Origin of the sequence: Mycobacterium aquaticum (assembly GCF_002086485.1) — a bacterium.
GTDB classification, from domain to species: Bacteria; Actinomycetota; Actinomycetes; order Mycobacteriales; family Mycobacteriaceae; genus Mycobacterium; species Mycobacterium aquaticum.
On the sequence record NZ_MVHF01000029.1, the window covers coordinates 15,521 to 38,318 of the forward strand.

Genomic DNA, 22,798 nt, shown 5'->3' on the forward strand with positions numbered 1-22,798 from the left:
CGACCCGGCAGCATTACTGATGTTTTCCTACACTCGGGTGATGTTGGATGTCCGTCGTCTGCGGTTTCTGGTGGAACTGAGCCACCGCGGCACGATCGCGTCGGTGGCCGAGGCGCTGCACATGAGCCCGTCGGGTATCTCGCAGCAGCTGGCGCTGCTCGAGCGTGAGGCCGGCGCCCCGCTGCTCGAACGTGTCGGCCGCGGCGTCCGGCTCACCGAGGCCGGGCAGCGCCTGGCCGACCGGGGCGCCGACATTCTCGCCGCTCTCGAACTCGCCCAGGCCGAACTGCGTTCCGGCGAGGAGCCGCCGACCGGCACCTGTCGGGTGGCCGCCTTCGGCAGCGCCGCCCGCGCATTGGTCCCCGCGCTCCTGGACTGCCAGCACCGACATCCGGGACTGCGGGTCGAGCTCGTCGAGTCCGAGCCTGAGGTCGCTGTTCCCGCGCTGCTCAGCGGCGAATTCGATCTGGTTGTCAGCGAGGAGTACCCCGGCGCCGCCCCGACACTGCCGACGTATGTGCACCGCGAAGTGCTCGCCGACGACCCACTGGAGGCCGTGGTCGCGGCATCGCTGTTGAAGGGCCGCGACTTCATGCAGGCCGGCGGCACACTGCCCTGGGCGCTGGAACCCGTCGGCGCCGCCTCGCGCACCTGGGCGGTGCAGCACTGCCTGGGCCTCGGGTTCAGCCCGACCGTGCAATACGAGTCCTATGACCTCGAACTGCTCCTGCTCATCGTTCGCCAGGGCGCGGCGGCCAGCGTTCTGCCCCGCCTCGTGCTGCCGCCGCAGCGGGAGACCGCGCCGCTGGTGCGGGTGGAAACCGGGTGGTCGCGCACGTTGGTGGCGCTGAGCCGCCAGGCCCGCACGGGTGATCCCTCGGTGCGGGCCGTGCGTCGGTCTTTGCACAGCCGGTTCCGTGAATCGGCAGTTTCACTGACTGATGAGCGTCAGTGACCGGCGCTGTTCGCGCGCCATCTCGCCGGGGATACTCGGAGCACGACGACCCGAAGGAGGGCAGGAGGACCATGGCGCCACGCGTAGCTTTGACCACCGACATCGGCGAGGGACTGGGCCGCTGGAGCCTGGGTGATGACGACGCCCTGCTCGAGATCGTCACCAGTGCCAACATCGCCTGCGGCTTCCACGGCGGCGACCCGGGCATCATGCGCCGCACGTGCGCGATCTCGGTGAAGAACAACGTGGCGATCGGCGCTCAGGTCAGCTACCGCGACTTGCACGGGTTCGGTCGTCGCTACATCGCGATCCCCGGTTCGGAGTTGCGCGACGATCTGCTCTACCAGATGGGCGCGCTGGAGGTCTTCGCGCGCTTGGCCGGTGGCAAGGTCGATTTCGTGCGTGCGCACGGCGCACTCTGGAACGTCGCCACCAAGGACACCGAGCACGCCCAGGCCCTCGTCGACGCGACCGTGGAATTCGGCGGAGACATCCCACTTCTCGCGGCCGTGGGTACAGAGGTGTGGCGGCTCGGCAAGGAGGCCGGGCTGCGCATGATCGCCGAAGCGTTCGTCGACCGGGCCTACACCCCCGAAGGGCTCTTGCAGTCCCGCAGCGAGCCCAACGCGCTGCTCACCGATGCCGACGCGGCCGCGGCACGGGCCGTGCAGATGGTCACCGAGGGACATCTGACCGCCAACGACGGCAGCGAGGTCGACGTCACCGCCGAGGCGCTTCTCGTGCATTGTGATACGCCCGGCGCCGTCGACATCGCACGCAAGACCCGTGCCGCGCTCGAGGCTGCGGGGGTCGAACTCTTCCCCATTCGGTGACGGCCGGTCCGGTGTCGGTGAGGGCGTGCGGCGAGAACGCGTGGCTGCTCGACGTCGGCGACAACCGATCGGTGCACCGGTGGGCGGCGGCCGTCCGCGAGGCCGATCTGCCTGGCGTGCAGGAGGTGGTCCCGGGCCTGACGACCCTGTTGGTGACCGTGGATCCGGAGGTGACGAGCGCAGCCCCGCTGCGCGGCGCCCTGGAAAGACTCACGCCTGACGCTGATGACGTCCTCGCCCACGAGCACCATGTCATCGAGGTGCGTTACGACGGTGCGGATCTCGCCGACGTGGCACAGCTGACCGGGCTGACCGTCGACGAGGTGATCGCCGCCCATACCGGCACGCCGTGGCAGGTCGCGTTCTGCGGGTTCGCTCCCGGATTCTCCTACCTGACCGGCGGTGACCCACGGTTGCAGGTGCCGCGACGCGACGAATCCCGCATCCGGGTGCCCGCCGGCGCAGTCGCCATCGCAGGCCAGTTCTCGTCGGTCTACCCCCGCGTCTCCCCCGGCGGTTGGCAGCTGTTGGGTCACACCGATGCGCTGCTGTGGGATTCCTCGGCTGATCCGCCCGCGGTGTTGCGCCCGGGTGCGATCGTCGAATTTCGGGATGTGGGCCGATGACACAGCTCACCGTCGAGTCGGTGGGAGTGCTTGCGCTGCTGCAGGATCGGGGCCGGCGCGGGCTGGGCCACCTCGGGGTCGGACAATCCGGCGCGGCCGATCGCGCGTCCTACGACCTGGCGAATCGTCTCGTCGGCAATCAGCCCGGTGCGCCGTGCATCGAAGTGGCCTTGGGCCGCATGGCATTCAGCGTCGACGCGCCCGCGCTGATCGCCGTCACCGGCGCGGCGGTCCCCGTGTCCTGTCGTGGCCGCTCGCCGGGCCTCAACGCCGCGTTCCCGGTGCGCGCCGGAGATCGCATCACCCTCGGTGTGCCCGCTCACGGGCTCCGGACCTACGTCGCGGTGCGCGGCGGTGTCCTCGGCGATTGCGTACTCGGCTCGATGTCATGGGACACCATGGCCCAGCTGGGCACACCACCACTGCGCACGGGACACGTGCTGAGCATCGGCGACCTGACGACCGATTGGCCCGCAACAGATTTCGCGCCGATCACCCAACTGCAGCGCAGCTGCATGACCCTGCCACTGACGCTCGGTCCGCGCGATGACTGGTTCAGCGACGAGGCACTCGACCGGCTGAGCCGCCACGAGTTCACCGTCACCGCCGACGCCGACCGTGTCGGCATCCGGTTGGACGGACCGCCGCTGCCCCGCCGGCGCGGCGGTGAACTCGCCAGCGAGGGCGTGGTGCTGGGCGCGCTGCAAGTGCCGACGAAGGGACGACCGACCCTGTTCCTCGCCGACCGGCCCGTGACCGGTGGCTATCCCGTCATCGGCGTCGTGCCGAGGGTCGCTGTCGACGCAGCCGCCCAGGCCGTCCCGGGCACCCGCATCCGCTTCGCGGTGCGGCGGCCGGAGCTGAATGGCAATCAGTGACAAACAGCAGCCGCTGAGTTGGCTAGCGCTGCCATAGAAGGGTGCGGCCGCGTGGCATAACGTGACGCCTCACCAGGCCTCAGACGTAACAGCTGCGACGTAACAGAGAGGACGGCCCCATGCCCGCAACTTTCGGGTTAGCCGTGGAGAACTTCACCTCAGCTCAGAAGACACCTCAGATCGACGAGTTGCTCACCACCGCCCGTCGAGCCGAACAGCTCGGGTTCTCCTCATTGTGGGCATGGGATCACCTGTTCCTCGGCAGTCGGCAGCCCTTCCCTCAGCTGGAAGTGCTCACCACACTGGCCGTGCTGGCCAGCCACACCAGCACCATCGAACTCGGGACCGGGGTGCTGGTGCTGCCGATCCGCGACCCCGCGCTGCTGGCCAAGACCGCCGCGACCATCCAGTCGATCTCGAACGGACGGTTGCGCCTCGGCGTGGCGGCAGGCTGGTATGAACGCGAATTCGACGCCACAGGAACACCATTCAAGGGGCGCGGACGCATTTTCGAGCGTAACCTCGACATCTGCATGAACCTCTGGACTCAGGACGACGTGACCGGCACCTGGGACGATCTGTCGTTTCGGCGCGTCAAGATGCTTCCATTACCACAGCCGCGACCGCAGGTTCTCATCGGCGGATACGTCGACCGGGTGCTCAAACGCGTTGCGACGCTTGGCGATGGCTGGCTGACGTACTTCTACACCGCGGATGCTTTCACCGAATCCTGGTCGAAGATACGGAGATACGCCGAAGAGGCCGGCCGCGACCCCGATCAGCTGCACTCGCTCAACCAGCTGCCGATCTGCATCGGCTCATCACGGGAGCAGGCGCAGGCGCAGACAGGTCCATGGCTGGCGTCGTACTTCGACACACCGGAATGGAGCAACGCCACCCCGGAGAGCGCGATCTGCGGGACCCCCGAGGACTGCGCAGAGCAGATCGCGGCACACCTCGACGCCGGTGTGCAGGAGATCTGCCTGGTCCCGCACGCTTACGACCCCGAGCAGGTGGAACGGTTCGCCGCAGAGGTCCGCCCATTGCTCGGCAGCTTGGTAGGTGCATCGTGAGCGGCCGGTTGATGACCGCTGACGTCACATCGGCGCGTCGGGAACTCGAAGGGCGCGACCCCAACAGCGGCGACAAGATCACCACGGCAGCCGAAGCCGTGCGGCGGCTGGTGGGAAACGACGCCGTGATCGGGGTGGGTGGCACCAACCACGCGCGCACCCCGATGGCTCTGCTGATCGAGATCCTGCGCCAGGGCCGCACCGGGCTCACGATGACGCGGCCCCTGTCATGCTTCGAGGCCGAACTCATGCTGGCCACGGGTAGCGCCGAGCGCATCATGACCAGCTGGGTCGGCATCGGGCACGGGTGGGGCCTCGCCCCGGTGGTGCGCAAGCTGGTCGAGGACGGTCAGCCGGTCTTCGAAGAGTGGAGCCATCTCGGAATCGGCTTGCGCTACAAGGCCGGAGCGATGGGTGTGCCCTACCTGCCCACACTGAGCATGCTCGGCTCCGACATCGACGCACAGTTGGGGCTGGCGAAGGTGACCTGTCCCTACACGGGTCAGCTGCTCAACGCCGTGCCCAGCCTCAACCCCGACGTGGCACTGATACACGTGCAACGTGCCGATGCACTCGGCAACGCCCAGATCGACGGCTACCAACTGATGGACGTCGACCTGGCCCTGGCGGCCCGCCGGGTCATCGTCACCGCCGAGGAGATCGTCGCCACCGACCAACTCCGCCTGGACCCGGGGCGCACGGCCATCCCGGGATTCGCGGTCGACGCCGTCGTGCACCAACCGATGGGCGCCTACCCACACGAGTGCTACGGGCACTACGAGGCCGACCTCGACGAGTTCACCGCATACATGCATGCCGTGAAGAGCGAAGGCATCGAGGGTGCCCGGTCATACGTCGCGGCGCTCACCGCCCATCCCGACCACGACGCGTACCTCGCATCGATCGATCCCACCCGGCTGGCAGCCGTCCGCCGCACCGCGCAGGAGATGCTCCCCCGATGACCGAGTCCTTGACCGAAGTGCGCATTGTCCAGCACCCCGACAATCCTGCTCCTCACGTGCGCGACGCCAAGCCCGACGAGATCATGACCATCGCCGCCAGCCGGCTGCTCGAAGACGGCAAGGTGCTGTTCGCCGGGATCGGCCAGCCGCTGGTGGCCGCCGCGATCGCCAAGCGTCGCCAAGCCCCGTCGCTGACCGTGCTGCTGGAAGGCGGCATGATCGGCATCGAGTTGCTGCCCGGCGAACTGCCCGCGTCGACCAATGAGGTGCGCGCCGCCGTCGGCGCTCAAATGCTCACCACGGCAACCGATATCTTCCTGATGGCCCAGCGCGGCTTCTTCGATTACGGCTTCATCGGCGTCGCCCAGGTGGACCAGTACGGCAACGTCAACACCAGCGTCGTCGGCGACCCCGCGAAACCGTCGGTACGGCTGCCCGGCCCGGGCGGCGCCAACGACATCGCCTCGATGTGCAATCAGGTGGTGGTCGTGACGCAACACGAGCCGCGCCGCTTCGTCGAGCACGTCGACTTCGTCACGAGCCCAGGGTTTTTGACCGGAGGAACCAGCAGGCGGGAAAGCGGGTTGCTGTTCGGCGGACCGCGGTGGGTCGTCACAGATCTGGCGCTGCTGGACTTTCACCCGGAATCCCACCGGATGCGGGTGCGCGCGCTGCAGGCCGGCGTTACCCTCGACCAGGTAAGGGCCGCAACCGCATTCGAGTTGCTCGTGCACGACGAGATCGACGTGCTGCCACCGGTGGACGCCGCAGAGCTTGCGCTGCTGCGCCGTCTCGTCGGCGGCGGCGAGGAGGAGATGGCATGACGGTGCAGGAGATGGTGCCGACGCCGTCGGGACGCACCCCGGCAACGTGCTTCGAATACCAACGCGCCGAAACATGGTCCGACGCAGTCGAACTTCTCGAACTGTGGGACGGGGAGGCCAAGATCCTCGCGGGCGGACAAAGCCTGATTCCCATGCTGAACCTGCGCCTGGCCGCCCCGGCCGCCCTGATCGACGTCAACCCCATCCCTGCCGCTGCGCCTCGTATCGACGGCGGACACATCGTCGTCGACGCCAACACCCGCCACCGGACGCTCACCACGTCCGAGGTGATACGCGGCCACGCACCGTTGTTGGCGCATGCCGTGCAGTTCGTCGGCAACGTGCGGGTGCGTAATCGCGGCACCTTCGGAGGGACCCTTGCCCACGCCGACCCGACGGGCGAGATCGCGGCCGTCACCATGGCCATGGGCGGCGAGGTCATCGTGCAGGGCCCTGCCGGTACCCGTACCGTTCCCGCCGAGGACTTCTTCATCACCTACCTCACCACCGCCATGGAACCGAACGAGGTCATCATCGGTGGCCGCATCCCGGTCGGGGACGGCGGGCGTTGGGCTTTCCACGAAGTCGTCCGCCGTTATTCGGATTTCGCGACGGTCAGCGTGATAGTGATGGCACGGGCAGCCGACGACGTTCGCGTCGTGCTCGGCGGCGTGGCCGTCCGCCCGGTGCTGGTCGATCAGGAGCTGCTGGCGCCGGCATTGTCCGACCCGGGCAATCCGGATCGGGCCCGCGACAGCGCGCAGGCGATCGCCGCGGCGCTCGACCCGGACACCGATCTGCACGGGACCGCCGACTATCGACGGCGACTGGTCGCCGTGCACACCCGCCGATTACTGCAGCAGGTTCTCACCGAGGAAGGCACAGCATGATTCGGACTCAGGTGCTGCTCCGCGTCAACGACCGTGATCACGAAGTGTGGGTGCGCAACGACCGCACGCTGCTCGATGTCCTGCATGACGACCTCGGGATGCCCGACGTTCGGTACGGCTGCGCCGAAGGAGTCTGCGGCACCTGCACGGTTCTGCTGGACGGCGACCCGGTGAGCGCCTGTTGCCTCTACGCGGTTCAGGCCGAAGGGCATGAGATCGTCACCCTGCGTGGTTGGTCGGATCCCCAGGACGAGGCGCATCCACTGCAGAAGTGCTTCCTCGAACGAGGCGCATCCCAGTGCGGCTTCTGCACACCCGGGATGCTGCTCACCGCGGCCACCCTGGCCGAACGCAACCCGGCCGCCACGCGCGAGGAGATCCGCCACGAGTTGGTCGGAAACCTGTGCCGCTGCACCGGATACCAGGCCATCGTCGACGCGGTCGAGGACTACCTCCACGCGCCGAGCGCCCCACACGTCGAGATGGGAGGTGCCCAATGACCACGGTCGAACCGGGGACCACACCGGATACCACCGAACCACCAAGCGCCCCAGCAGAGTTCGACCCGGACGCCGATTCGGGCCCCGAGGAGCGCGAACGCAATTTCCGGGTGGTCGGGCAGTCGCCCGCCCACCACGACTTCGTCAACAAGGTCCGCGGCACCCTGCTGTACGCCGCCGACTGGAACCTGCCGGGGATGATCCACGGGAAGGTTGTCCGTTCGGACATGGCTCCGGCGAAGATCGTTCGCATCGACACCTCGGCCGCCGAGCGGCTCGAAGGTGTGGTGGCGGTGCTGACCGCAGCCGACGTGCCGCACAATGCGATCGTCGAGCACGCCAGCGGTGGGCTGGGTGAACTGACCGTCGAGCAGCCCGTCCTCGCCCGCGATGTGGTGCGCTACGTCGGTGAGCCGGTCGCCGTGATCGCCGCGGTCGATCCCGAAACAGCCGCGGAGGCAGCTGATCTCGTTGAGGTCGAATACGAACCACTGCCGGGCGTGTACCGTCCCGAGGACGCCCTGGCCGACGGCGCGCCACTCGTGCACGACGAGGGCAACGTCCTGGTCAACTGGCATCTGGAGCGCGGCGACATCGATGCCGCGTTCGAGCAGGCCGATGTCGTCATCGAGCACACCTACCGCAGCCAGCATGTCGAGCACGCCTACCTCGAGACCGAGGCCGGAGTCGGGTGGATCGAGAACGATGTTGTCACACTGCGGATCTCGACCCAGGTGATCGAACACGCCGTCGAGGTCGCCGCGATCCTGGGCTTGCCGCAAAGCCAGGTCCGCGTGATCGCGTCCTACATGGGCGGCGGCTTCGGCGGCAAGGAGGACATGACCGTCGAGCCATACATCGCGTTGCTGGTCTGGCGGACCAGGCGGCCCGTGCGGATGATCTGGTCGCGGCAGGAGTCGATCCTGGCCAGCACCAAACGCCACCCGTTCACCATGCACTACCGCACCGCGGCCGCCAGGGACGGCAAGATCCTGGCCGTCGATGCCGACATCGTCGGCGATGCGGGCGCCTACCCGTGCCTGAGCGCCCGCGTCCTGTTCGCAGGGGCGGCACTGTCGCCGGGCCCGTACAAGGTGCCCGTCGTGCGGATCCGTTCTCGGGCCGTGTTCACCAACAACGTGCCCACCAGCGCGTTCCGCGGATTCGGCGCCATGCAGGTGACGCTCGGATACGAGTCGCAGATGGACGCGCTCGCAAAGGAACTGGGCCTCAGCCGCGAAGAGGTGCGCGACCGCAACTACATCGAGAAGGGCGATCTGCTGGCCGGCGGCGAGCCACTCACGACGGCCGTCGCGGTCCGGGAAACCCGGCACGCCGCGCTCGACATGCTCGGCGCGCCAAGCCAACCCAGCGGCCCGGGCAAAGCCGTCGGCCAAGGCTTCGCATGTGGCATGCAGCCGTACGGCCGCTCCATCTGGTTCCGCGACCATGCCGCCGCGTGGGTCACGCTCCAAGCCGACGGGACATTGCTCATCCGCAGCGGCGTCACCGACCTCGGGGCCGGGCAGGCCGCGAGCCTGTGTCAGATCGCGTCCGAGATCCTGGGTGTCGCACTGTCGGACATCAGTGTTTACATCGGCGACACGGCGCTCACCCCGCCGGCCGGCGGTACCTACGCCACCCGTCAGCTCTACATGTCCGGCAATGCGATCCTGCGCGCAGCGCGCAAGCTGCGCGACCAACTGACACCGGTCGCCGCGAAAGAACTCGGTGTGCCCGAAGACGCTCTGGTATGGGTCGACGGGATGGTGCGGACCGAATCAGGCGGCACCGGACTGAGTTTGCCCGAGCTGGTCCGCGCGGCCAACGAAGCCCGCGTGGACACTTCGGTGCTCAACACCTGGCGCGCCCGCTCGGGCGGGTTCGACCCGCAGAAGGGCCAGGGCCACACCTACCCGGACTACACGTTCGGCACTCACGCCGCTGAAGTCGAGGTCGATCTCGAAACCGGTGAGGTCCGGCTGCTCAAATACGCCGCGTGCCATGACGTCGGCCGTGCGATCAACCCGACCCGGGTACGAGGGCAGATCATCGGCGGCGCCGCCCAGGGTATCGGTTATGCGCTCACCGAAGACTGCGTCACCGACGCAGGCCATCCGCTGTCGTCCCTGTTCGCGGACTACCTCATCCCAACGGCGATGGACCTGCCCGACATTGCGGTCGCCATCGTCGAAAGTGGCGAGGGCCGTGGCCCGCTCAACGCGCGCGGCATCGGTGAACCGCCGATCGGGCCGCCCGCGGCCACGCTGGCGAGCGCCGTGGAAGCCGCGATCGGCGTCCGGCCCACCCAGTTGCCCATCACCGCCGAACGCGTACTGGCACTGCTCGATCAACGCGAGTCCGAGAAGGGAAAGAGCGCATGAAGCTTCAGCATCAGACCGACGTGGCGGCACGGCCGGACGACGTCTGGGCGTTCCTGCAGGACACCGCCGGCGTGGTGGAATGCATGCCCGGCGCTGAACTCGTCGACGACCTCGGTGACGACCGCTACGAAGGTGTGCTGCGCGTCGCGATCGGACCGCTGAAGATGAACTACGCGGGACGCGCGTCGGTCGTCGAGCGTGACGCGGCGGCGCGGCGGATCGTGTTGGACGCCACCGGCCGTGACAAGCGCGGATCCGGTTCGGTCGTCGCCCATGTCGCGTTGCGTGTCGAGCCCGTCGAGTCGGGCAGTCGTATCGATGTGGTCTCCGACATTGACCTCACGGGCCGCATCGCGTCGCTGGGCCGCGGGATCCGCGACGTGTCCAACCAGATGTTCGTGTCGTTCGCCGGCGAACTCGGCAACCGTATCGAACATCCCGGCCGGCCTGCCGCCGCGGCAACCGCGACGCCCGCTGCGCCGGTGACATTGCTCGAGCCGCCCACGAAGAGCACCGGTGGCGAAATCAAAGTGCTGCCGCTGATCTGGGCCGTCACCCGTGAGCGTCTCGCCAACTTTTTGGAGCGCCTCAGCACCAAGATCCGCCCGAACTGAGCCTGGGAATCAGCCGTGCGTGAGGTGCTGGGCGCGCTGGTCAAGTGCTGGCAGCGCGGCGAGAGCGTCGGTCTCGGTACCGTTGTCGCAACGTTCCGCTCCGCGCCTCGCGATCCGGGGGCATCGATGATGGTCGGCCCCGACGGGTGCGCTGTCGGATCCGTCTCGGGCGGCTGTGTCGAGGGTGCGGTCTACGAACTGGCGCAGGCGGTGACGGCATCGGGCCGCCCGGTGTTGCAGCGTTACGGGGTTTCCGACGACGACGCGTTCGCTGTCGGGCTGACCTGCGGCGGCATACTGGATGTCTACGTCGAGAAGGTCGACCGGACAACGTTTCCCGAGTTGGGGCAGATCGCCGAGGATGTCGATGCTGGCAGGCCTGTCGCGGTGGCCACCGTCGTCGACCATCCCAACCGGGCCTGGGTCGGTCGGCGCCTGGTGATCCGACCCGACGAAAAGCCCTCTGTCCAGGGCACTCTCGGTTCCACCCGGGCCGACGACACCGTCGGCGATGATGCACTCGGGCTGCTGGCCACGGGTACGAGCGCCACCTTGACCTACGGTGCCGACGGCCAGAGGCGCGGCGAGGGCATGCGGGTCTTCGTGTGGGCATTCGCCCCCAAACCACGGCTGCTCGTCTTCGGGGCCATCGACTTCGCAGCCGCGGTGGCTCGGATGGGCACATTTCTCGGCTATCACGTGACCGTGTGCGACGCGCGGCCGGTGTTCGCGACCCGCAGCAGGTTTCCCGACGCCGACGACGTCGTGGTCGACTGGCCGCACCGATACCTTGACGGCGAATACCGCGCGGGCCGAATCGATTCCCGAACGGTCGTGACCGTATTGACGCACGATCCGAAGTTCGACGTTCCGCTGCTGCAGACCGCGCTGCGCATCCCCGAGATCGCCTACGTCGGGGCGATGGGTTCCCGTCGCACGCATCGACAACGGCTGGAACAGTTGCGCGACAACGGATTGACCGAGGCCGAACTGGGACGGCTGTGCAGCCCGATCGGCCTTGACCTCGGCGCGCGCACGCCCGAAGAGACCGCAGTCTCCATTGCCGCCGAGATCATCGCGAAACGCTGGGGCGGCAGTGGCAGGCGTCTCACGGACACCGTCGGCTCGATTCACGACGGAGCGCTTGTGCCCCAGGTCATGTCGGCCGGGTCGCAAGAATCTTCTGCATCTCGTTGATCTGCAACGCCACCCCGATCTGGATGGCCACGGGGGTGCTGGTGCTGAACGGCCCGAGCAGCCGTTCCAGTTTGGCGAGGCGGTAGCGCAGCGTGTTGTAGTGGTAGTGCAGATGCCGTGCCGCCTCGGCCATGTTCATGTTGTGTTCGATGAGGGTCTCCAAGGTCTGGAACATCTCCGACCGTTCGGGCTCGCTCATGCGCAGGACCGGTCCGAGTTTCTCCTCGGCGAAGGCCCTCAGATCGTCGTCACTGACCTGCGCGAGCAACCGAAACAGGCCCAAGTCGCCATAGGCGGTCACCGCACCGCTGCCGGAGACCCGGGGCCCGAGGCGCAGCGCGGTGCGGGCTTCCTGATATGCCGTCGAAACGCCCGCCGGCCCAGGGTAATTGCGGCTGACACCGATGGCGTATTGAGCGTGCGTGAAGTGTGCCACCTCATCCTGCACCGCGCGGGCGACGGCGAGCACGTCTTGGTCGGCTCCGACGACCGCGACCAGTTCGGAACCCAACCCGGCGGCGGCCGCCAACCGGTCTCGACTACGGACCGCGGAGGCCCAGAATTCGATGGCACGGTCGTCGGCCAGGCGAGACCGCCGCCGGGCGTCGTGCGAGTCGTCACCGGTGCCCTCCCGGCGGCCGACCAGCACGACGATGTCGCGCTCCAGGTCCCACCCGAATCCCGAACCCAACGATGCGTATTCGGCGGCTTCGAACTCGCTACCAGAAATCAGCTCGAACAGAGCGTTGGAGGAAAACCGGCGCTCCACGGCTCCCACCGCGAGATCACGCGTAACCTCCAGTGCCGCAACAATTGCCGCTTGCCCGACCGCGACGAGACTGAATTCGCCGAACGGTCTTTCGGCTTCGACCGCGACGACGAATCCGTGGTGCAGGCGGCCTGCCCGGATCTCGCGTGACGCCCATCGCCTGCCCGTGCGCTTGTCCGTGTGTAGGCCCGTCATCCCCAGCCGCAGCAGGTCCGCCGACTCGGCCTTCATGAAATTCAGGTCGATCAAGGGAGCTTCGTCACCGGCGAGCCCCAGCACGGTGCCTTGCGGATCGGTGATCACGACACTGGCGTCTCCCAGCAGACCCGAGAGGCTGCCCGCCAGTTCGTTGAGCCCTCCACCGGACAACGTGATCGCCAGAAACGAGTGGTGAATCTCCTGGGCCTTGGCCAACGCCGAGGCCTGGCGGTTGACGATGATGGCGAACGCCCTGCTGAGAATGTCGTCGAAGCGGATACGTTCGGGTATGACGACCAACGGCAGGCCGAGGCGTTCGGCGACGTCGACCATCTCCTGCCCGAGTTCGGGCATGTACCGGTCGAGTTTGATGCCGATACCCGCCAGGCCGAGCCGGTGCAGGTCCGTCAACAGCTGACCCTGATCGGCGTTGTCGCGGGGCAACGGGTACCCCGTGGCGAGCAGAAACTCGTCCTGCCGAACCCATTTGCCGATGTCGGGAACCGTCATCACGTTCACGGCGCTGATGGCCCGGTCCAACCCGGCACCGCCCGCGATCAACTCGGCCCCGGACAGCACCTCGTCGTCGAGCAACTCTCGGAGAGTGAGAGTCTGGCTTGAACTGGCACCCGCCGGATCTGGCGTGTTCATCGCCGGCAAGCTTAGCGCTGATCGACAACGACCGCCGAGTTCTTTGGCAGAAATAGCCATGGGCGCTGCGATGGCCTTCTTCATATGGTTGCTACACCCCGGACACCAGCGCCCGGTCGACCCGATGAGGAGGAACACCGTGACACGACCCGGGAAATCCCTTGTTGCTGAACGCGACACGAAGGAGACGGTGTCCATCCTGGGAGGGACGGGCAGTTTGGGTTTCGGCCTTGCCCTGCGACTCGGGGAGGCGGGATATGCCGTCTGCCTCGGCTCGCGTGATGCGCACCGGGCGGACCGCGCCGCGGCGCAGGCTCGTGAACTCGTCGAAGGCGGCACGTTCGTGGGCTGCCTCAACGGCGAAGCCGTCACCACTGCAGATCGACTGGTGATCATCGCCGTTCCTTTCGCGAGTCACGTCGCCACCTTGAAGAGCGTCGCCGCGCACTGGCGAGCGGGTCAGGTGCTACTCGACACCACGGTTCCGCTGGCCACCGCGATCGGAGGACGCCCCACACATCTGGTCGAGCCCTGGCACGGATCGGCTGCGCAGCAAGCACGTTCGGCGATCGGTGACGATATCGGCCTCGCCGCCGGGCTGCACACCATCAGTGCGGCGGCCTTGCGCGACCTCGCGCATCCGCTCGATCAGGACACGCTCATCTGCGGCGACTCGCACGCCAAGGTTGCGGTCACCGCTGCGCTGGAACGCATCCGGGGTCTGCGCGTCGTCGACGCAGGATCACTTGAGATGAGCCGACTTCTCGAAGGGCTCACCCCGGTGCTGATCGGGATCAACATCCGGCACAAGACTCACGCCGGTATCCAGGTCACGCACCTGCAAGCACGGGCGGCCCTGGCGTGAATCCGATCAGTCGGATGACGAGCTTTCCGGGAGTTCCGCGTAATCCCACTGATGCTGCCGTGCCAGCGCGCAAGCAGCCTCGACGTCACCGGCAGCCAGGGAATCCAGGAGCAGCTGGTGATCACGGGCTATCTCGGTGAGATCCGGCGTGCGCGCCATGATGGTCACCGAAGTCCGGGCCTCGATGTGCAGATTCTCCCACGAGCGTTTGATCAGGTCGTTGCCCGCAGCTTCGACAATGTGGCGATGGAATGCCACGCTTTCCAGGCCGACGGCTTCGGTGTCGTTCGCCCGCGCCGCATCATGCATTCTCTTGACGTCATCCTTCAGCTGATCGAAGGGAACGTTGCCTGCCATGAGCACAAGCCGGGTGGCGGTCTCCTCAAGTGCGGCACGAAGAACGTAGCTTTCGCGCAACGTCTCGCGAATGAACGAGCGTACGAAGGTTCCGCGCCTCGGTTTGATCTCGACAAGCCCGAACGTCTCCAGCTCGCGCAACGCTTCCCGGACCGGGGCCTGGCTGGTACCGAACGTCGCCGCAACCTTGGTCTCCACCAGCCGCTCACCGGGCTCCAGTTCGCCTGACACGATTTGGCGTACCAGGGTGTCCCGGATCCGGTGACTGAGCGTCTGGCGAACATCCATCTGGTCGTGCGCGGGCATGATCTGAAGATACGGACTCATTGCCCGGGAGACACGCACCTGACGATAGTCAGCCGACAACCCTCCGTGGCGAACCGAAGGCGTTCCGGTCAGAGGTCGATGACCAGCACGGCACTCTTCGACCGGGAAACACACGGCAGTATGACTCGATTCGATTCCCGCTCGGCGTCGCTGAGAACGTCGTCGTGGTGTTCTGGGACGCCGTCGGCAACGGATAACTCGCACGTGCCACATATGCCCGCGCGGCAGGAGTTGTCGATCTCGTAGCCGGCTGCTTCGAGCACTTCCAGAAGCGTCTGGCCACCGGGCACCCGCAGACACTTCCCCGACCGGGCGAGTTGCACATCGAACCCGTCATCGGCGGTTACGTCCGGCGCCGCCTTCGGCGAGAAGCGTTCCAGATGTAGCGCGCCAGGCTGCCATGTGGCGCAGCGTGTTTCGACTGCATCGAGCAGTGGACCCGGACCACAGCAATAGACGGCGGTGTCAGGTCGAGGAGTGCCCAGGAAGTAGTCGAGATCGAGTAGGCCATATTCATCTTCAGGGATCACGCGCAAATCGCCCGCAGGTATGCCCCTCAGCTCGTCGATGAATGCCATGGACTTGAGTGTTCGGCCGCCGTAGACAAGCGTCCACTGCTTGCCAGTGAGCGCGACCTGCCGAACCATCGGCAGGATGGGCGTGATGCCGATTCCCCCCGCCACGAACAGGTATCGAACCGCATCGACCAGCGTGAAGTTGTTGCGGGGCCCTCGGACGGGCAAGAGGTCTCCGGGTTGGATTCGGTCGTGGATGAATTTCGATCCACCGCGACTCGCGGGCTCCCGCAGGACGGCGATCCGCCAGGTGTCAGTGTCGTCGGCGGCACCGCACAACGAGTACTGGCGGACGATTCCCTCTGCCAACTCAACGTCGATGTGCGCTCCGGGAGTCCACGTCGGAAGTGACGACCCGTCCATTGCTCGTAGTTCGAGGGCCAGAACGCCTTCTGCTTCTCGTCGCACCGACGAAACCTTCAAGCGTGCCGCCATATTCGATGATTGTGATGGCATCAGCAACCTCGCTGCCGCGGATGACCTATCGCCGGCTTGTGAGCAGTCGCGTCGCCGAGTCCGGCGAGAACATGTTTGCGGCGATGTCACGCATGCCGCGCATCGCACGGAGGATCTCGTTCCGATCGTCGTCGGTTTCCGCGTAACGCGAGAGGATCTGCCGTCCGAGTCCGACGTGGAATTTCTCGTCGATCTCGATCTTGCGGTGCACTCGGACCACTTCATCGAAGCCATGGCGTTCTCCGGCAAGGAAAGTCGGCTCAAGGCTTCCGGTTGCCGAGGTCTCCGACGCATTCCATGCTGCGACAGCCGCCAGCGGATGGCGGTCGAGGCACTCCCAAAGGAATTCGCTCCAGGCCTGAGAATCCGCGGGAGCAGTCGTGGGCGCTGTGCCACCGAGTGATTCGACTGCACCGCTCACTGCCTCGTAGTGCTCGGCTTCCTGGAAGGCTTGCTTCGCCAACAGCGTGATGTGCTTCCGTTCGAAACCCAACCCGTACCGGCGGATCTCCTCGTTGAGCAGGAAGACGTAGTCGATCTCGCGCCAAGCCCGGGTGGCCAGCCACTCGGCAAGGATGATCGGCTGAGGGTCCAACGCGAACGACTCGAAGAACTCTTCGCTGGTGCGCTTGGCAGTCGCGAAGATCGAATCGAGGATCTCGTCGACCTCCCCTTTGATGGGATCCAGACCTGTCCCGCCGCGAACGTTCCTGACATTGACCACGCGAAGCACCCTTCTCACGTCCAGACACTATCGATAATCGATAGTATGGTGAGAGCTGTGACACAGTCAAGGCCGCGCGGCGCTCCCCTGGTTGACGTCATCAGCGCACACGACTGCACCCCAAAGCTGGCCCGGATGGGGTTGGCACCTTCCGCCAAACAACTCCTGTGAAGATTGGCTCCTGGTCATGTGTGCATCGGACGCCGGCGTCCCTAGCGTGATGGGCCTCACGGTCTTCCTGTCCACGAAATGAGGACTTGCATGAAAGACAGCGACGCGCAAGCGGTTCCGCCCGTTGGACAGCCGCCCCGCACGGAAACGTCTGACAGCGCGTTGACGCTCGAACGACGCGGCATCGCACATATCCCGACAAGCGAGCGCTACGGCCATCCACGAAACCAATTCACAGTGCGGTTCGCGCCGGTGATCTACCTGGCCGGCATCTATCTGGGCGCCAGCGGCGGCCCGCTGGGCCTCGGCCTGACGGGCAGCATCTCGGCGATCGTTCTTGCCAACATCCTGGGTTCGATCGTCACCGGCTTGTGCGCGGTCATGGGGCCCCGGCTCGGCATGCCCCAGCTACCGATGGGTCGGGCCCCGTTCGGCTACTTCGGGAACTTTCTTCCAGCGTTCCTGACGCTGCTGATGTGCATCGGCTACTACAGCGTCGGTACGGTACTCGGCGCCAAATCACTGGCGAGCCTTCTGAATGCGCCGTATGCCCCGACCGTTGTTGTCGTTGCGGCAGTGAGCATTTTGATCGGCATCTTCGGTTACAAGATCCTGCATGCGCTGGGCAAGATCATCACCAACGTGAGCATCGTGGTGCTCACCGTGGTCACGATAGTCCTCATCGTCCACGGCGGTGGTCCGGGCACCACCGCCACGGTCACCGGTGTCGACTACTGGCTTGCCTGGTCGGTTCTCTTCACCGCGGTGTTCGGCTACACCGCGAGCTGGGCACCGTATGCGTCGGACTACTCGCGCTATCTACCCGAAAACAGCAAGCCCTCATCGATATTCGCAGCAGCCTCCACGGGCCTGTTCGCCTCCACCACCTGGATGATGTGCCTCGGCGCCGGCCTCATCACCCTGATGCCCGGAGGCGACGTGATCGACGCGTTCGGCGTCGCGCTACCCGGCTGGCTGCGCTACGTCGCGCTTCTCACGCTCGGATTGTCTGCCATCCCGCACAACTCCGTGAACCTCTACAGCGGCGCCATGAACACTCTGACGTGTGATGTGAAGCTGCCGCAGTGGGTGACCGTGACAATCGCAGGTCTCGTCGGTCTTGTCATCGCGTTGGTGTTCGGCGGAGACCAGTTCCAGGCGAATTTCCTGCTGTTCCTGCATGTTCTGTCGTACTACATCACGCCCTGGGTTGCGGTCCTTTTGGTCGACTACTACGTGGTACAGCGCGGCGGGCGAAACGTGTTGCCGTTCGAGAACTTCTACACTCCTGCCGGAGCGTTCGGGCGGTTCAACGTGGCGGGCCTGGCCGCACTGGTCATCGGTGTCGTCGTCTCGGTGCCGTTCATGGCCAACGACTTCTACACCGGTCCGATCGGTATCAGCCTCGGTGGCGCCGACCTGAGCTACTTCGTGTCCGCGATCGTGGCGGCCGTTGTCTACCTCGTCGCGCGGCGCTGGTTCGCGCCGCATGCCGGGGCGGCGCAGCTCCAAGGCCATCCGGAGGCGTCGCGGCTGGAGAAGACGAATTAGGTTGTCTCCGTTGGTCAGCCACGCAGCACCAACGCGTCCCGCCGGGCTTTGAGCTGTGCTCACGACACACGGCGTGGCGGGCAGCAGACACGCACCCTCGCGGTGCAAAGGGTCAGCAGGATGAGGCAGCGACGATGTTGACCAGGGTGCGCACGCCGACACCGAGCGCCCGCTCGTCGAGGTCGAAGGTCGGCTGGTGCAGATCGAGCTGGGGCCCCTGGCCGCTCCACACGCCGAGGCGTCCCATCGCGCCGGGCACTTCCTCCAGGTACCAGGAGAAGTCCTCGCCGCCGCCGGACTGGTGGGTGTCGGCGAGGGCGTCGGGGCCGACGGCCTCGATCGCGTGGGTGAGGATGCGGGTGGAGACTTCTTCGTTGACCACCGGCGGCACGCCGCGCCGGTAGTTGAGGGTGTGCTCGATGTTGAGCGGCGCGAGCAAGGCCGAAACGATTTCCTCGACAATCGATTCCAACGTCAGCCAGGTATCGCGGCTCGCGGTGCGGATGGTGCCGGCCAGAGTTCCGATCTGCGGTATGGCGTTGGCGGCGACACCGGCGTTGACCGCGCCCCAGACCATCACGGTGTTGTGCCGCGGATCGATGCGGCGCGACAACACCCCGGGCAGCCCTGTGATGAGCGTGCCGAGGCCATACACCAGGTCGCCGGTCAGGTGGGGCCGCGACGTGTGCCCACCCGGTGAATGCAGGGTGATCTCGATGGAATCCGCCGCGGAGGTGATCGGCCCCGGCTTGGTGGCCACGCGGCCCACCGCCAACCGGGGATCGCAGTGCAGCGCGTAGATCCGGGACACCCCGTTGAGCACTCCGGCGGAGACGGCGTCGATGGCGCCGCCGGGCATCAGCTCTTCCGCGGCTTGGAAGATCAGCCGGACCCCCACCGGAAGCTCCGGGGCAGAGGCCAGCGCCAGGGCGGTGCCCAGCAACACCGACGTGTGCGCGTCGTGACCGCAGGCGTGCGCGACGTTCGGCACGGTCGACGCGTACGGCGCCCCGGTGCGATCAGCCATCGGCAACGCGTCCATGTCGGCGCGCAGCGCGACCCGCAAACCGTCGTCGGGGCCGAAATCACAGGTCAGTCCGGTACCGCCGGGCAAGACCTTCGGGTTGAGGCCTGCGTCGGCGAGGTGCTTGGCGACGAATTCGGTGGTGGCGAACTCCTGGCGGCCGAGTTCGGGATGGGCGTGCAGATGCCTGCGCCAGGCCACCAGATCGTCATAGTGGGCAGCCAGCCAGGCATCGGCGATCTGGGCGAGATTCACCGCAGTCATGACGCCGTCCGCCTTTCCTGGGCCTGCAACACCCGATCCCGTTCGGCCGGGGTCTCGGCCAGCCGAACCACGGTGCGGGCCAACATGATTGCCCCTTCCACCACGGCCTTGTCTGCGCTCGGACCGGCGGCCGCCGCGGTGAACGCGGGCTGGTGGATGGCCGCACCACCGGAGTCGATGCCGATCACCGGATGTATCCCCGGCATCACCTGGGTGACGTTGCCCATGTCGGTGCTGCCCATCGGCACGCTGGCTTCCACGCCGGCAGGCAACGGCTCGCGCCCGAGGCTCACCATCTCCGCGCGGACGGTCTCCGAAAGCCACCGGTCGGGCCGCAGTTCGGCGTAGGCAGGCGCGGTCTCGGTGACCCTATGCGTGCAGCCCGTCGCGATCGAGCCTGCCGAGAAACAGCCGGCCATCCGGCCTTCCAGCTCGTGCAGCGCCGTCATGTCGGTCGCGCGCATGGTGTAGCGCAGCTCGGCATGGCCCGGGATGATGTTGGTGGCCTGGCCGCCGTTGGTGACGATGCCGTGCACCATCTGCCCGGGCAGCAACTGTTGCCGCAGCAGCCCGATGGCCACCTGCGCGACAGTGACCGCGTCACCGGCGTTGACTCCCATGTACGGGGCCACCGCGGCGTGCGACTCCCGCCCGGTGTAGTCGACCGTCACCTCCGAGAGCGCCAGCGAGCGGGCGGCGGCGATGTCCACCGGACCGGGGTGCAGCATCACCGTGGCGGCGATGTCATCGAAGGTTCCGGCGCCCAGCATCAACACCTTTCCCCCGCCGAGCTCTTCGGCCGGCGTTCCGAGGAGCACGACCGTGAGGCCGAGCTGGTCGGCCACCTCGGCGAGCGCCAGTGCGGTACCGACGGCCGAGGCCGCGATGATGTTGTGCCCACACGCATGCCCGATCTCGGGCAGGGCGTCGTACTCGGCGCAGATACCCACCACGAGCGGGCCGCTGCCGTAGGACGCCCGGAACGCGGTGTCGAGGCCACCGGGCGCGGCGGTCATCTCGAACCCGTACTCGGCCACCAGCGCCTGGGTTTTCGCGCAGCTGCGATGCTCGGCGAAAGCCAGCTCGGGCTCGGCGTGAATGGAGTGCGACAGCTCGATGAGGTCGCCACGGCGCCGGTTGACGGCGTCTTCGACGCTCAGCGAGGCGGCGGCGGTGGGCATCATCGCAGTATCGCATTGCCTGTTTGCGCCGGTTAAGCTCGGCCACCGTGACCGATGGGGAGCGACTCTCAGTGGAAGCCATCGCCGAGCGCACCGGCGTCGACCACCACGACGTCGCGGTGGTGCTGGGCTCCGGGTGGGCGCCGGCCGTCGCCGAGCTCGGCGACCCGGTCGCTGTGGTGCCGATGGCCGAGTTGCCCGGATTCACCCCACCGAGCGCAGCCGGGCACGGCGGGCAGGTGCTCTCGGTACGCATCGGCACGCACCGGGTCCTCGTGCTGGTCGGGCGGATCCACGCCTACGAGGGCCATGACCTGCAGCACGTCGTGCACCCGGTGCGCACCGCGGTGGCGACCGGGGCGCACACTGTCGTGCTGACCAACGCCGCGGGCGGCCTGCGCGCCGATTACCAGGTCGGCCAGCCTGTGCTGATCAGCGACCATCTCAACCTGACGGCGCGGTCGCCGCTGGTCGGGGCCCAGTTCGTCGACCTGGTCGACGCGTATTCGCCACGGCTGCGCGACATCGCCCGCGAGATCGACCCGACGCTGGCCGAGGGCGTCTACGCGGCACTGCCGGGACCGCACTACGAGACGCCGGCCGAGATCCGGATGCTGCGGACGCTGGGTGCCGATCTGGTCGGCATGTCGACCGTGCACGAGACCATCGCCGCACGGGCTGCCGGCGCGCAGGTGTTGGGCGTGTCGCTGGTGACGAACCTGGCGGCGGGCATGACGGGTGAGCCGCTCAGCCACGCAGAGGTGTTGGAGGCGGGCCGTCAGTCCGCGGCCCGGATGGGCTCCCTGCTGGCCGCGGTGATCGCACGCCTCTGATCGCTGAACTTGGCCAACACCCGGGCCATCAGCGGCGCCGCGAACAGCATGAGCAGCATGCGGACCACCTGGACCGCAATGATGAACGTGACGTTCGAACCGGTCTCCACGGCCGTCGCCAGCACGGCGTAGACGCCGCCCGGGCTGGTCGCGAGATAACCCTCCAGCTCGGTGATACCGGTGGCTTTCGCCAGCACGACGCCAAGGCCTGCGGTCGCCGCGCCGAGCAGCACGATCAGCAGGAGCGCCGGCGGCAGGATGCGACCGATCGCCCGCACCGAAGCCAGCGTGAAGGACAACCCGGCCTGCCAGCCGATGAGCATGTAGGCGGCCTGCACCAGCACCATCGGCACGCTGAGACCGAAGGACAGGCCGGTGAGCTGCAGCGCGATGGTCAGTGCCAGCGGCCCGAGCAGGCCCGCACCCGGGAGCCGGATGAGCCGGCCGCCCGCGGCACCGACCACGACCAGCGCCACCAGCATGGCCAGGCTCAAATACCAAGGGGCAGAATGGTTTTGCGTGGGGGATGGGCCCACATGAGATCTGTCGGCGTGATACACCACGGTGACCATCACCGGAATCGTCGCGGTGACCAGCGCCACCCGCAGATACTGCACCACCGACACCACGCGGTCATCTCCGCCGAGTTCGCGGGCGATGGCCACCAGCCCGGAGGCTCCGCCTGCCACCAGCGCCAGCGAGCCGGTCAGCGGGCTGACGTCGCGATGCAGGCCCAGCAGCGCACCCGCGAGGACGCTGAGCAGCAGCGTGGCCACCGCGATGGCCAACACGATCATCCAGTCGGGCCGCAGCGCGTCGACGGCCTCCGGCCGAACCATGGTGCCGATGTAGACACCGAGGACACCCTGCGCTGCCAGCCCGGCGTGCCGCGGCAACCGGGCAGGGGCCAGGGCGGCCAACGCCAGCGCGACGCCGACAACCAACGCGGCGAACAAACCGGCGGACGGAACGCCGATGGCGGTGAGGGCGGCGGTCACGGCGACGGTCAGGGTCACCAGAACGAGCCAGCTCAGCATCCGCCGCATGCACCCTCCGATCCGATGATCCCAAGTATCGACTTGCCAATAATTGATCACAACACTGGATTGTCCCGAT

22 protein-coding genes are annotated in these 22,798 nt (G+C 67.1%); 15 read left to right on the forward strand and 7 right to left on the reverse strand.

Annotated features, from left to right (window positions below; translation table 11 throughout):
• Nucleotides 1–40 precede the first annotated feature (40 nt).
• The 12 genes from BST13_RS24315 to BST13_RS24370 all read left to right on the forward strand — a co-directional run bounded on the left by BST13_RS24315 (nt 41) and on the right by BST13_RS24370 (nt 11,736).
• A complete protein-coding gene (locus BST13_RS24315; protein ID WP_158087186.1) occupies nt 41–955 on the forward strand; it encodes a LysR family transcriptional regulator in 915 nt (304 codons plus the stop codon).
• A gap of 71 nt (nt 956–1,026) precedes the next feature.
• Nucleotides 1,027–1,788, forward strand: coding sequence for a LamB/YcsF family protein (locus BST13_RS24320; RefSeq protein ID WP_083166565.1), 762 nt, complete (start codon nt 1,027–1,029; stop codon nt 1,786–1,788).
• The gene (locus BST13_RS24325; protein WP_083166566.1) at nt 1,785–2,414 is read left to right on the forward strand and encodes a 5-oxoprolinase subunit B family protein; all 630 of its coding nucleotides are present in this window, start codon (nt 1,785–1,787) and stop codon (nt 2,412–2,414) included. Before BST13_RS24320 ends, BST13_RS24325 begins: the two co-directional genes overlap by 4 nt.
• On the forward strand, nt 2,411–3,292 hold the full coding sequence (locus tag BST13_RS24330; protein WP_083166567.1) for a 5-oxoprolinase subunit C family protein: 882 nt from the start codon (nt 2,411–2,413) through the stop codon (nt 3,290–3,292). Before BST13_RS24325 ends, BST13_RS24330 begins: the two co-directional genes overlap by 4 nt.
• 119 nt (nt 3,293–3,411) lie before the next feature.
• Nucleotides 3,412–4,365: an LLM class flavin-dependent oxidoreductase gene (locus BST13_RS24335; protein WP_083166568.1), complete on the forward strand. Its 954-nt coding sequence runs from the start codon at nt 3,412–3,414 to the stop codon at nt 4,363–4,365.
• A complete protein-coding gene (locus BST13_RS24340) occupies nt 4,362–5,327 on the forward strand; it encodes a CoA transferase subunit A (protein ID WP_211296170.1) in 966 nt (321 codons plus the stop codon). The genes BST13_RS24335 and BST13_RS24340 overlap by 4 nt, the downstream gene beginning before the upstream one ends.
• Nucleotides 5,324–6,151 carry a CoA-transferase subunit beta gene (locus BST13_RS24345; RefSeq protein WP_211296171.1) on the forward strand — a complete coding sequence of 276 codons (828 nt, stop codon included), beginning with the start codon at nt 5,324–5,326 and terminating at the stop codon, nt 6,149–6,151. The genes BST13_RS24340 and BST13_RS24345 overlap by 4 nt, the downstream gene beginning before the upstream one ends.
• Nucleotides 6,148–7,041 carry an FAD binding domain-containing protein gene (locus BST13_RS24350; protein ID WP_095533689.1) on the forward strand — a complete coding sequence of 298 codons (894 nt, stop codon included), beginning with the start codon at nt 6,148–6,150 and terminating at the stop codon, nt 7,039–7,041. The genes BST13_RS24345 and BST13_RS24350 overlap by 4 nt, the downstream gene beginning before the upstream one ends.
• On the forward strand, nt 7,038–7,541 hold the full coding sequence (locus BST13_RS24355) for a (2Fe-2S)-binding protein (protein WP_083166569.1): 504 nt from the start codon (nt 7,038–7,040) through the stop codon (nt 7,539–7,541). The genes BST13_RS24350 and BST13_RS24355 overlap by 4 nt, the downstream gene beginning before the upstream one ends.
• On the forward strand, nt 7,538–9,925 hold the full coding sequence (locus BST13_RS24360) for a xanthine dehydrogenase family protein molybdopterin-binding subunit (RefSeq protein WP_083166570.1): 2,388 nt from the start codon (nt 7,538–7,540) through the stop codon (nt 9,923–9,925). The genes BST13_RS24355 and BST13_RS24360 overlap by 4 nt, the downstream gene beginning before the upstream one ends.
• The gene (locus tag BST13_RS24365; RefSeq protein WP_083166571.1) at nt 9,922–10,539 is read left to right on the forward strand and encodes an SRPBCC family protein; all 618 of its coding nucleotides are present in this window, start codon (nt 9,922–9,924) and stop codon (nt 10,537–10,539) included. The genes BST13_RS24360 and BST13_RS24365 overlap by 4 nt, the downstream gene beginning before the upstream one ends.
• Before the next feature lie 15 nt (nt 10,540–10,554).
• Nucleotides 10,555–11,736 carry an XdhC family protein gene (locus BST13_RS24370; RefSeq protein ID WP_083166572.1) on the forward strand — a complete coding sequence of 394 codons (1,182 nt, stop codon included), beginning with the start codon at nt 10,555–10,557 and terminating at the stop codon, nt 11,734–11,736.
• Here the strand turns inward: BST13_RS24370 and BST13_RS24375 are convergent.
• Nucleotides 11,696–13,354 (reverse strand): PucR family transcriptional regulator, encoded by a 1,659-nt coding sequence (locus BST13_RS24375; RefSeq protein ID WP_158087187.1) that lies wholly within the window; start codon nt 13,352–13,354, stop codon nt 11,696–11,698. The two genes, BST13_RS24370 and BST13_RS24375, sit on opposite strands and share 41 nt — an antisense overlap.
• A gap of 139 nt (nt 13,355–13,493) precedes the next feature.
• Here BST13_RS24375 and npdG point away from each other — a divergent pair, with 139 nt between their 5' ends.
• Nucleotides 13,494–14,219, forward strand: a complete 726-nt coding sequence (gene npdG, locus BST13_RS24380) for an NADPH-dependent F420 reductase (protein ID WP_211296172.1) — start codon at nt 13,494–13,496, stop codon at nt 14,217–14,219.
• Between the two features lie 6 nt (nt 14,220–14,225).
• Here npdG and BST13_RS24385 read toward each other — a convergent pair whose 3' ends face one another.
• From BST13_RS24385 to BST13_RS24395, 3 genes are all read right to left on the reverse strand, one after another.
• A complete protein-coding gene (locus BST13_RS24385) occupies nt 14,226–14,882 on the reverse strand; it encodes a GntR family transcriptional regulator (protein ID WP_158087188.1) in 657 nt (218 codons plus the stop codon).
• 89 nt (nt 14,883–14,971) lie between these two features.
• Entirely contained in the window at nt 14,972–15,913 is a 942-nt protein-coding gene (locus BST13_RS24390) for a PDR/VanB family oxidoreductase (RefSeq protein WP_095533690.1), read from the reverse strand.
• A gap of 46 nt (nt 15,914–15,959) precedes the next feature.
• Entirely contained in the window at nt 15,960–16,676 is a 717-nt protein-coding gene (locus BST13_RS24395; protein ID WP_245839789.1) for a hypothetical protein, read from the reverse strand.
• Nucleotides 16,677–16,919: 243 nt separating this feature from the next.
• On the opposite strand from BST13_RS24395, the gene BST13_RS24400 reads away from it, so the two are divergent.
• Complete coding sequence (locus BST13_RS24400; protein WP_158087189.1) at nt 16,920–18,380, forward strand: purine-cytosine permease family protein; 1,461 nt, start codon at nt 16,920–16,922, stop codon at nt 18,378–18,380.
• Nucleotides 18,381–18,492: 112 nt separating this feature from the next.
• Here the strand turns inward: BST13_RS24400 and BST13_RS24405 are convergent, their stop codons facing one another.
• Together BST13_RS24405 and BST13_RS24410 are read right to left on the reverse strand one after the other, a co-directional pair.
• Nucleotides 18,493–19,659, reverse strand: a complete 1,167-nt coding sequence (locus BST13_RS24405) for a M20 family metallopeptidase (RefSeq protein WP_170064325.1) — start codon at nt 19,657–19,659, stop codon at nt 18,493–18,495.
• A gap of 5 nt (nt 19,660–19,664) precedes the next feature.
• Nucleotides 19,665–20,849 carry a M20 family metallopeptidase gene (locus tag BST13_RS24410; RefSeq protein ID WP_083166645.1) on the reverse strand — a complete coding sequence of 395 codons (1,185 nt, stop codon included), beginning with the start codon at nt 20,847–20,849 and terminating at the stop codon, nt 19,665–19,667.
• Nucleotides 20,850–20,896: 47 nt separating this feature from the next.
• On the opposite strand from BST13_RS24410, the gene BST13_RS24415 reads away from it, so the two are divergent.
• A complete protein-coding gene (locus tag BST13_RS24415) occupies nt 20,897–21,682 on the forward strand; it encodes a purine-nucleoside phosphorylase (protein ID WP_083166579.1) in 786 nt (261 codons plus the stop codon).
• On the opposite strand, the gene BST13_RS24420 is transcribed toward BST13_RS24415, so the two are convergent.
• Nucleotides 21,628–22,728 (reverse strand): AbrB family transcriptional regulator, encoded by a 1,101-nt coding sequence (locus BST13_RS24420; RefSeq protein ID WP_083166580.1) that lies wholly within the window; start codon nt 22,726–22,728, stop codon nt 21,628–21,630. The two genes, BST13_RS24415 and BST13_RS24420, sit on opposite strands and share 55 nt — an antisense overlap.
• Nucleotides 22,729–22,798: the final 70 nt, after the last annotated feature.

Coding starts and splice junctions, on each gene's coding strand:
- BST13_RS24315 (WP_158087186.1), top strand. CDS start 41: ATGTTGGATGTCCGTCGTCTGCGGTTTCTGGTGGAACTGAGCCACCGC.
- BST13_RS24320 (WP_083166565.1), top strand. CDS start 1,027: ATGGCGCCACGCGTAGCTTTGACCACCGACATCGGCGAGGGACTGGGC.
- BST13_RS24330 (WP_083166567.1), top strand. CDS start 2,411: ATGACACAGCTCACCGTCGAGTCGGTGGGAGTGCTTGCGCTGCTGCAG.
- BST13_RS24335 (WP_083166568.1), top strand. CDS start 3,412: ATGCCCGCAACTTTCGGGTTAGCCGTGGAGAACTTCACCTCAGCTCAG.
- BST13_RS24345 (WP_211296171.1), top strand. CDS start 5,324: ATGACCGAGTCCTTGACCGAAGTGCGCATTGTCCAGCACCCCGACAAT.
- BST13_RS24350 (WP_095533689.1), top strand. CDS start 6,148: ATGACGGTGCAGGAGATGGTGCCGACGCCGTCGGGACGCACCCCGGCA.
- BST13_RS24355 (WP_083166569.1), top strand. CDS start 7,038: ATGATTCGGACTCAGGTGCTGCTCCGCGTCAACGACCGTGATCACGAA.
- BST13_RS24360 (WP_083166570.1), top strand. CDS start 7,538: ATGACCACGGTCGAACCGGGGACCACACCGGATACCACCGAACCACCA.
- BST13_RS24365 (WP_083166571.1), top strand. CDS start 9,922: ATGAAGCTTCAGCATCAGACCGACGTGGCGGCACGGCCGGACGACGTC.
- BST13_RS24375 (WP_158087187.1), bottom strand. CDS start 13,354: ATGAACACGCCAGATCCGGCGGGTGCCAGTTCAAGCCAGACTCTCACT.
- BST13_RS24385 (WP_158087188.1), bottom strand. CDS start 14,882: ATGCCCGCGCACGACCAGATGGATGTTCGCCAGACGCTCAGTCACCGG.
- BST13_RS24390 (WP_095533690.1), bottom strand. CDS start 15,913: ATGGCGGCACGCTTGAAGGTTTCGTCGGTGCGACGAGAAGCAGAAGGC.
- BST13_RS24400 (WP_158087189.1), top strand. CDS start 16,920: ATGAAAGACAGCGACGCGCAAGCGGTTCCGCCCGTTGGACAGCCGCCC.
- BST13_RS24410 (WP_083166645.1), bottom strand. CDS start 20,849: ATGCCCACCGCCGCCGCCTCGCTGAGCGTCGAAGACGCCGTCAACCGG.
- BST13_RS24420 (WP_083166580.1), bottom strand. CDS start 22,728: ATGCGGCGGATGCTGAGCTGGCTCGTTCTGGTGACCCTGACCGTCGCC.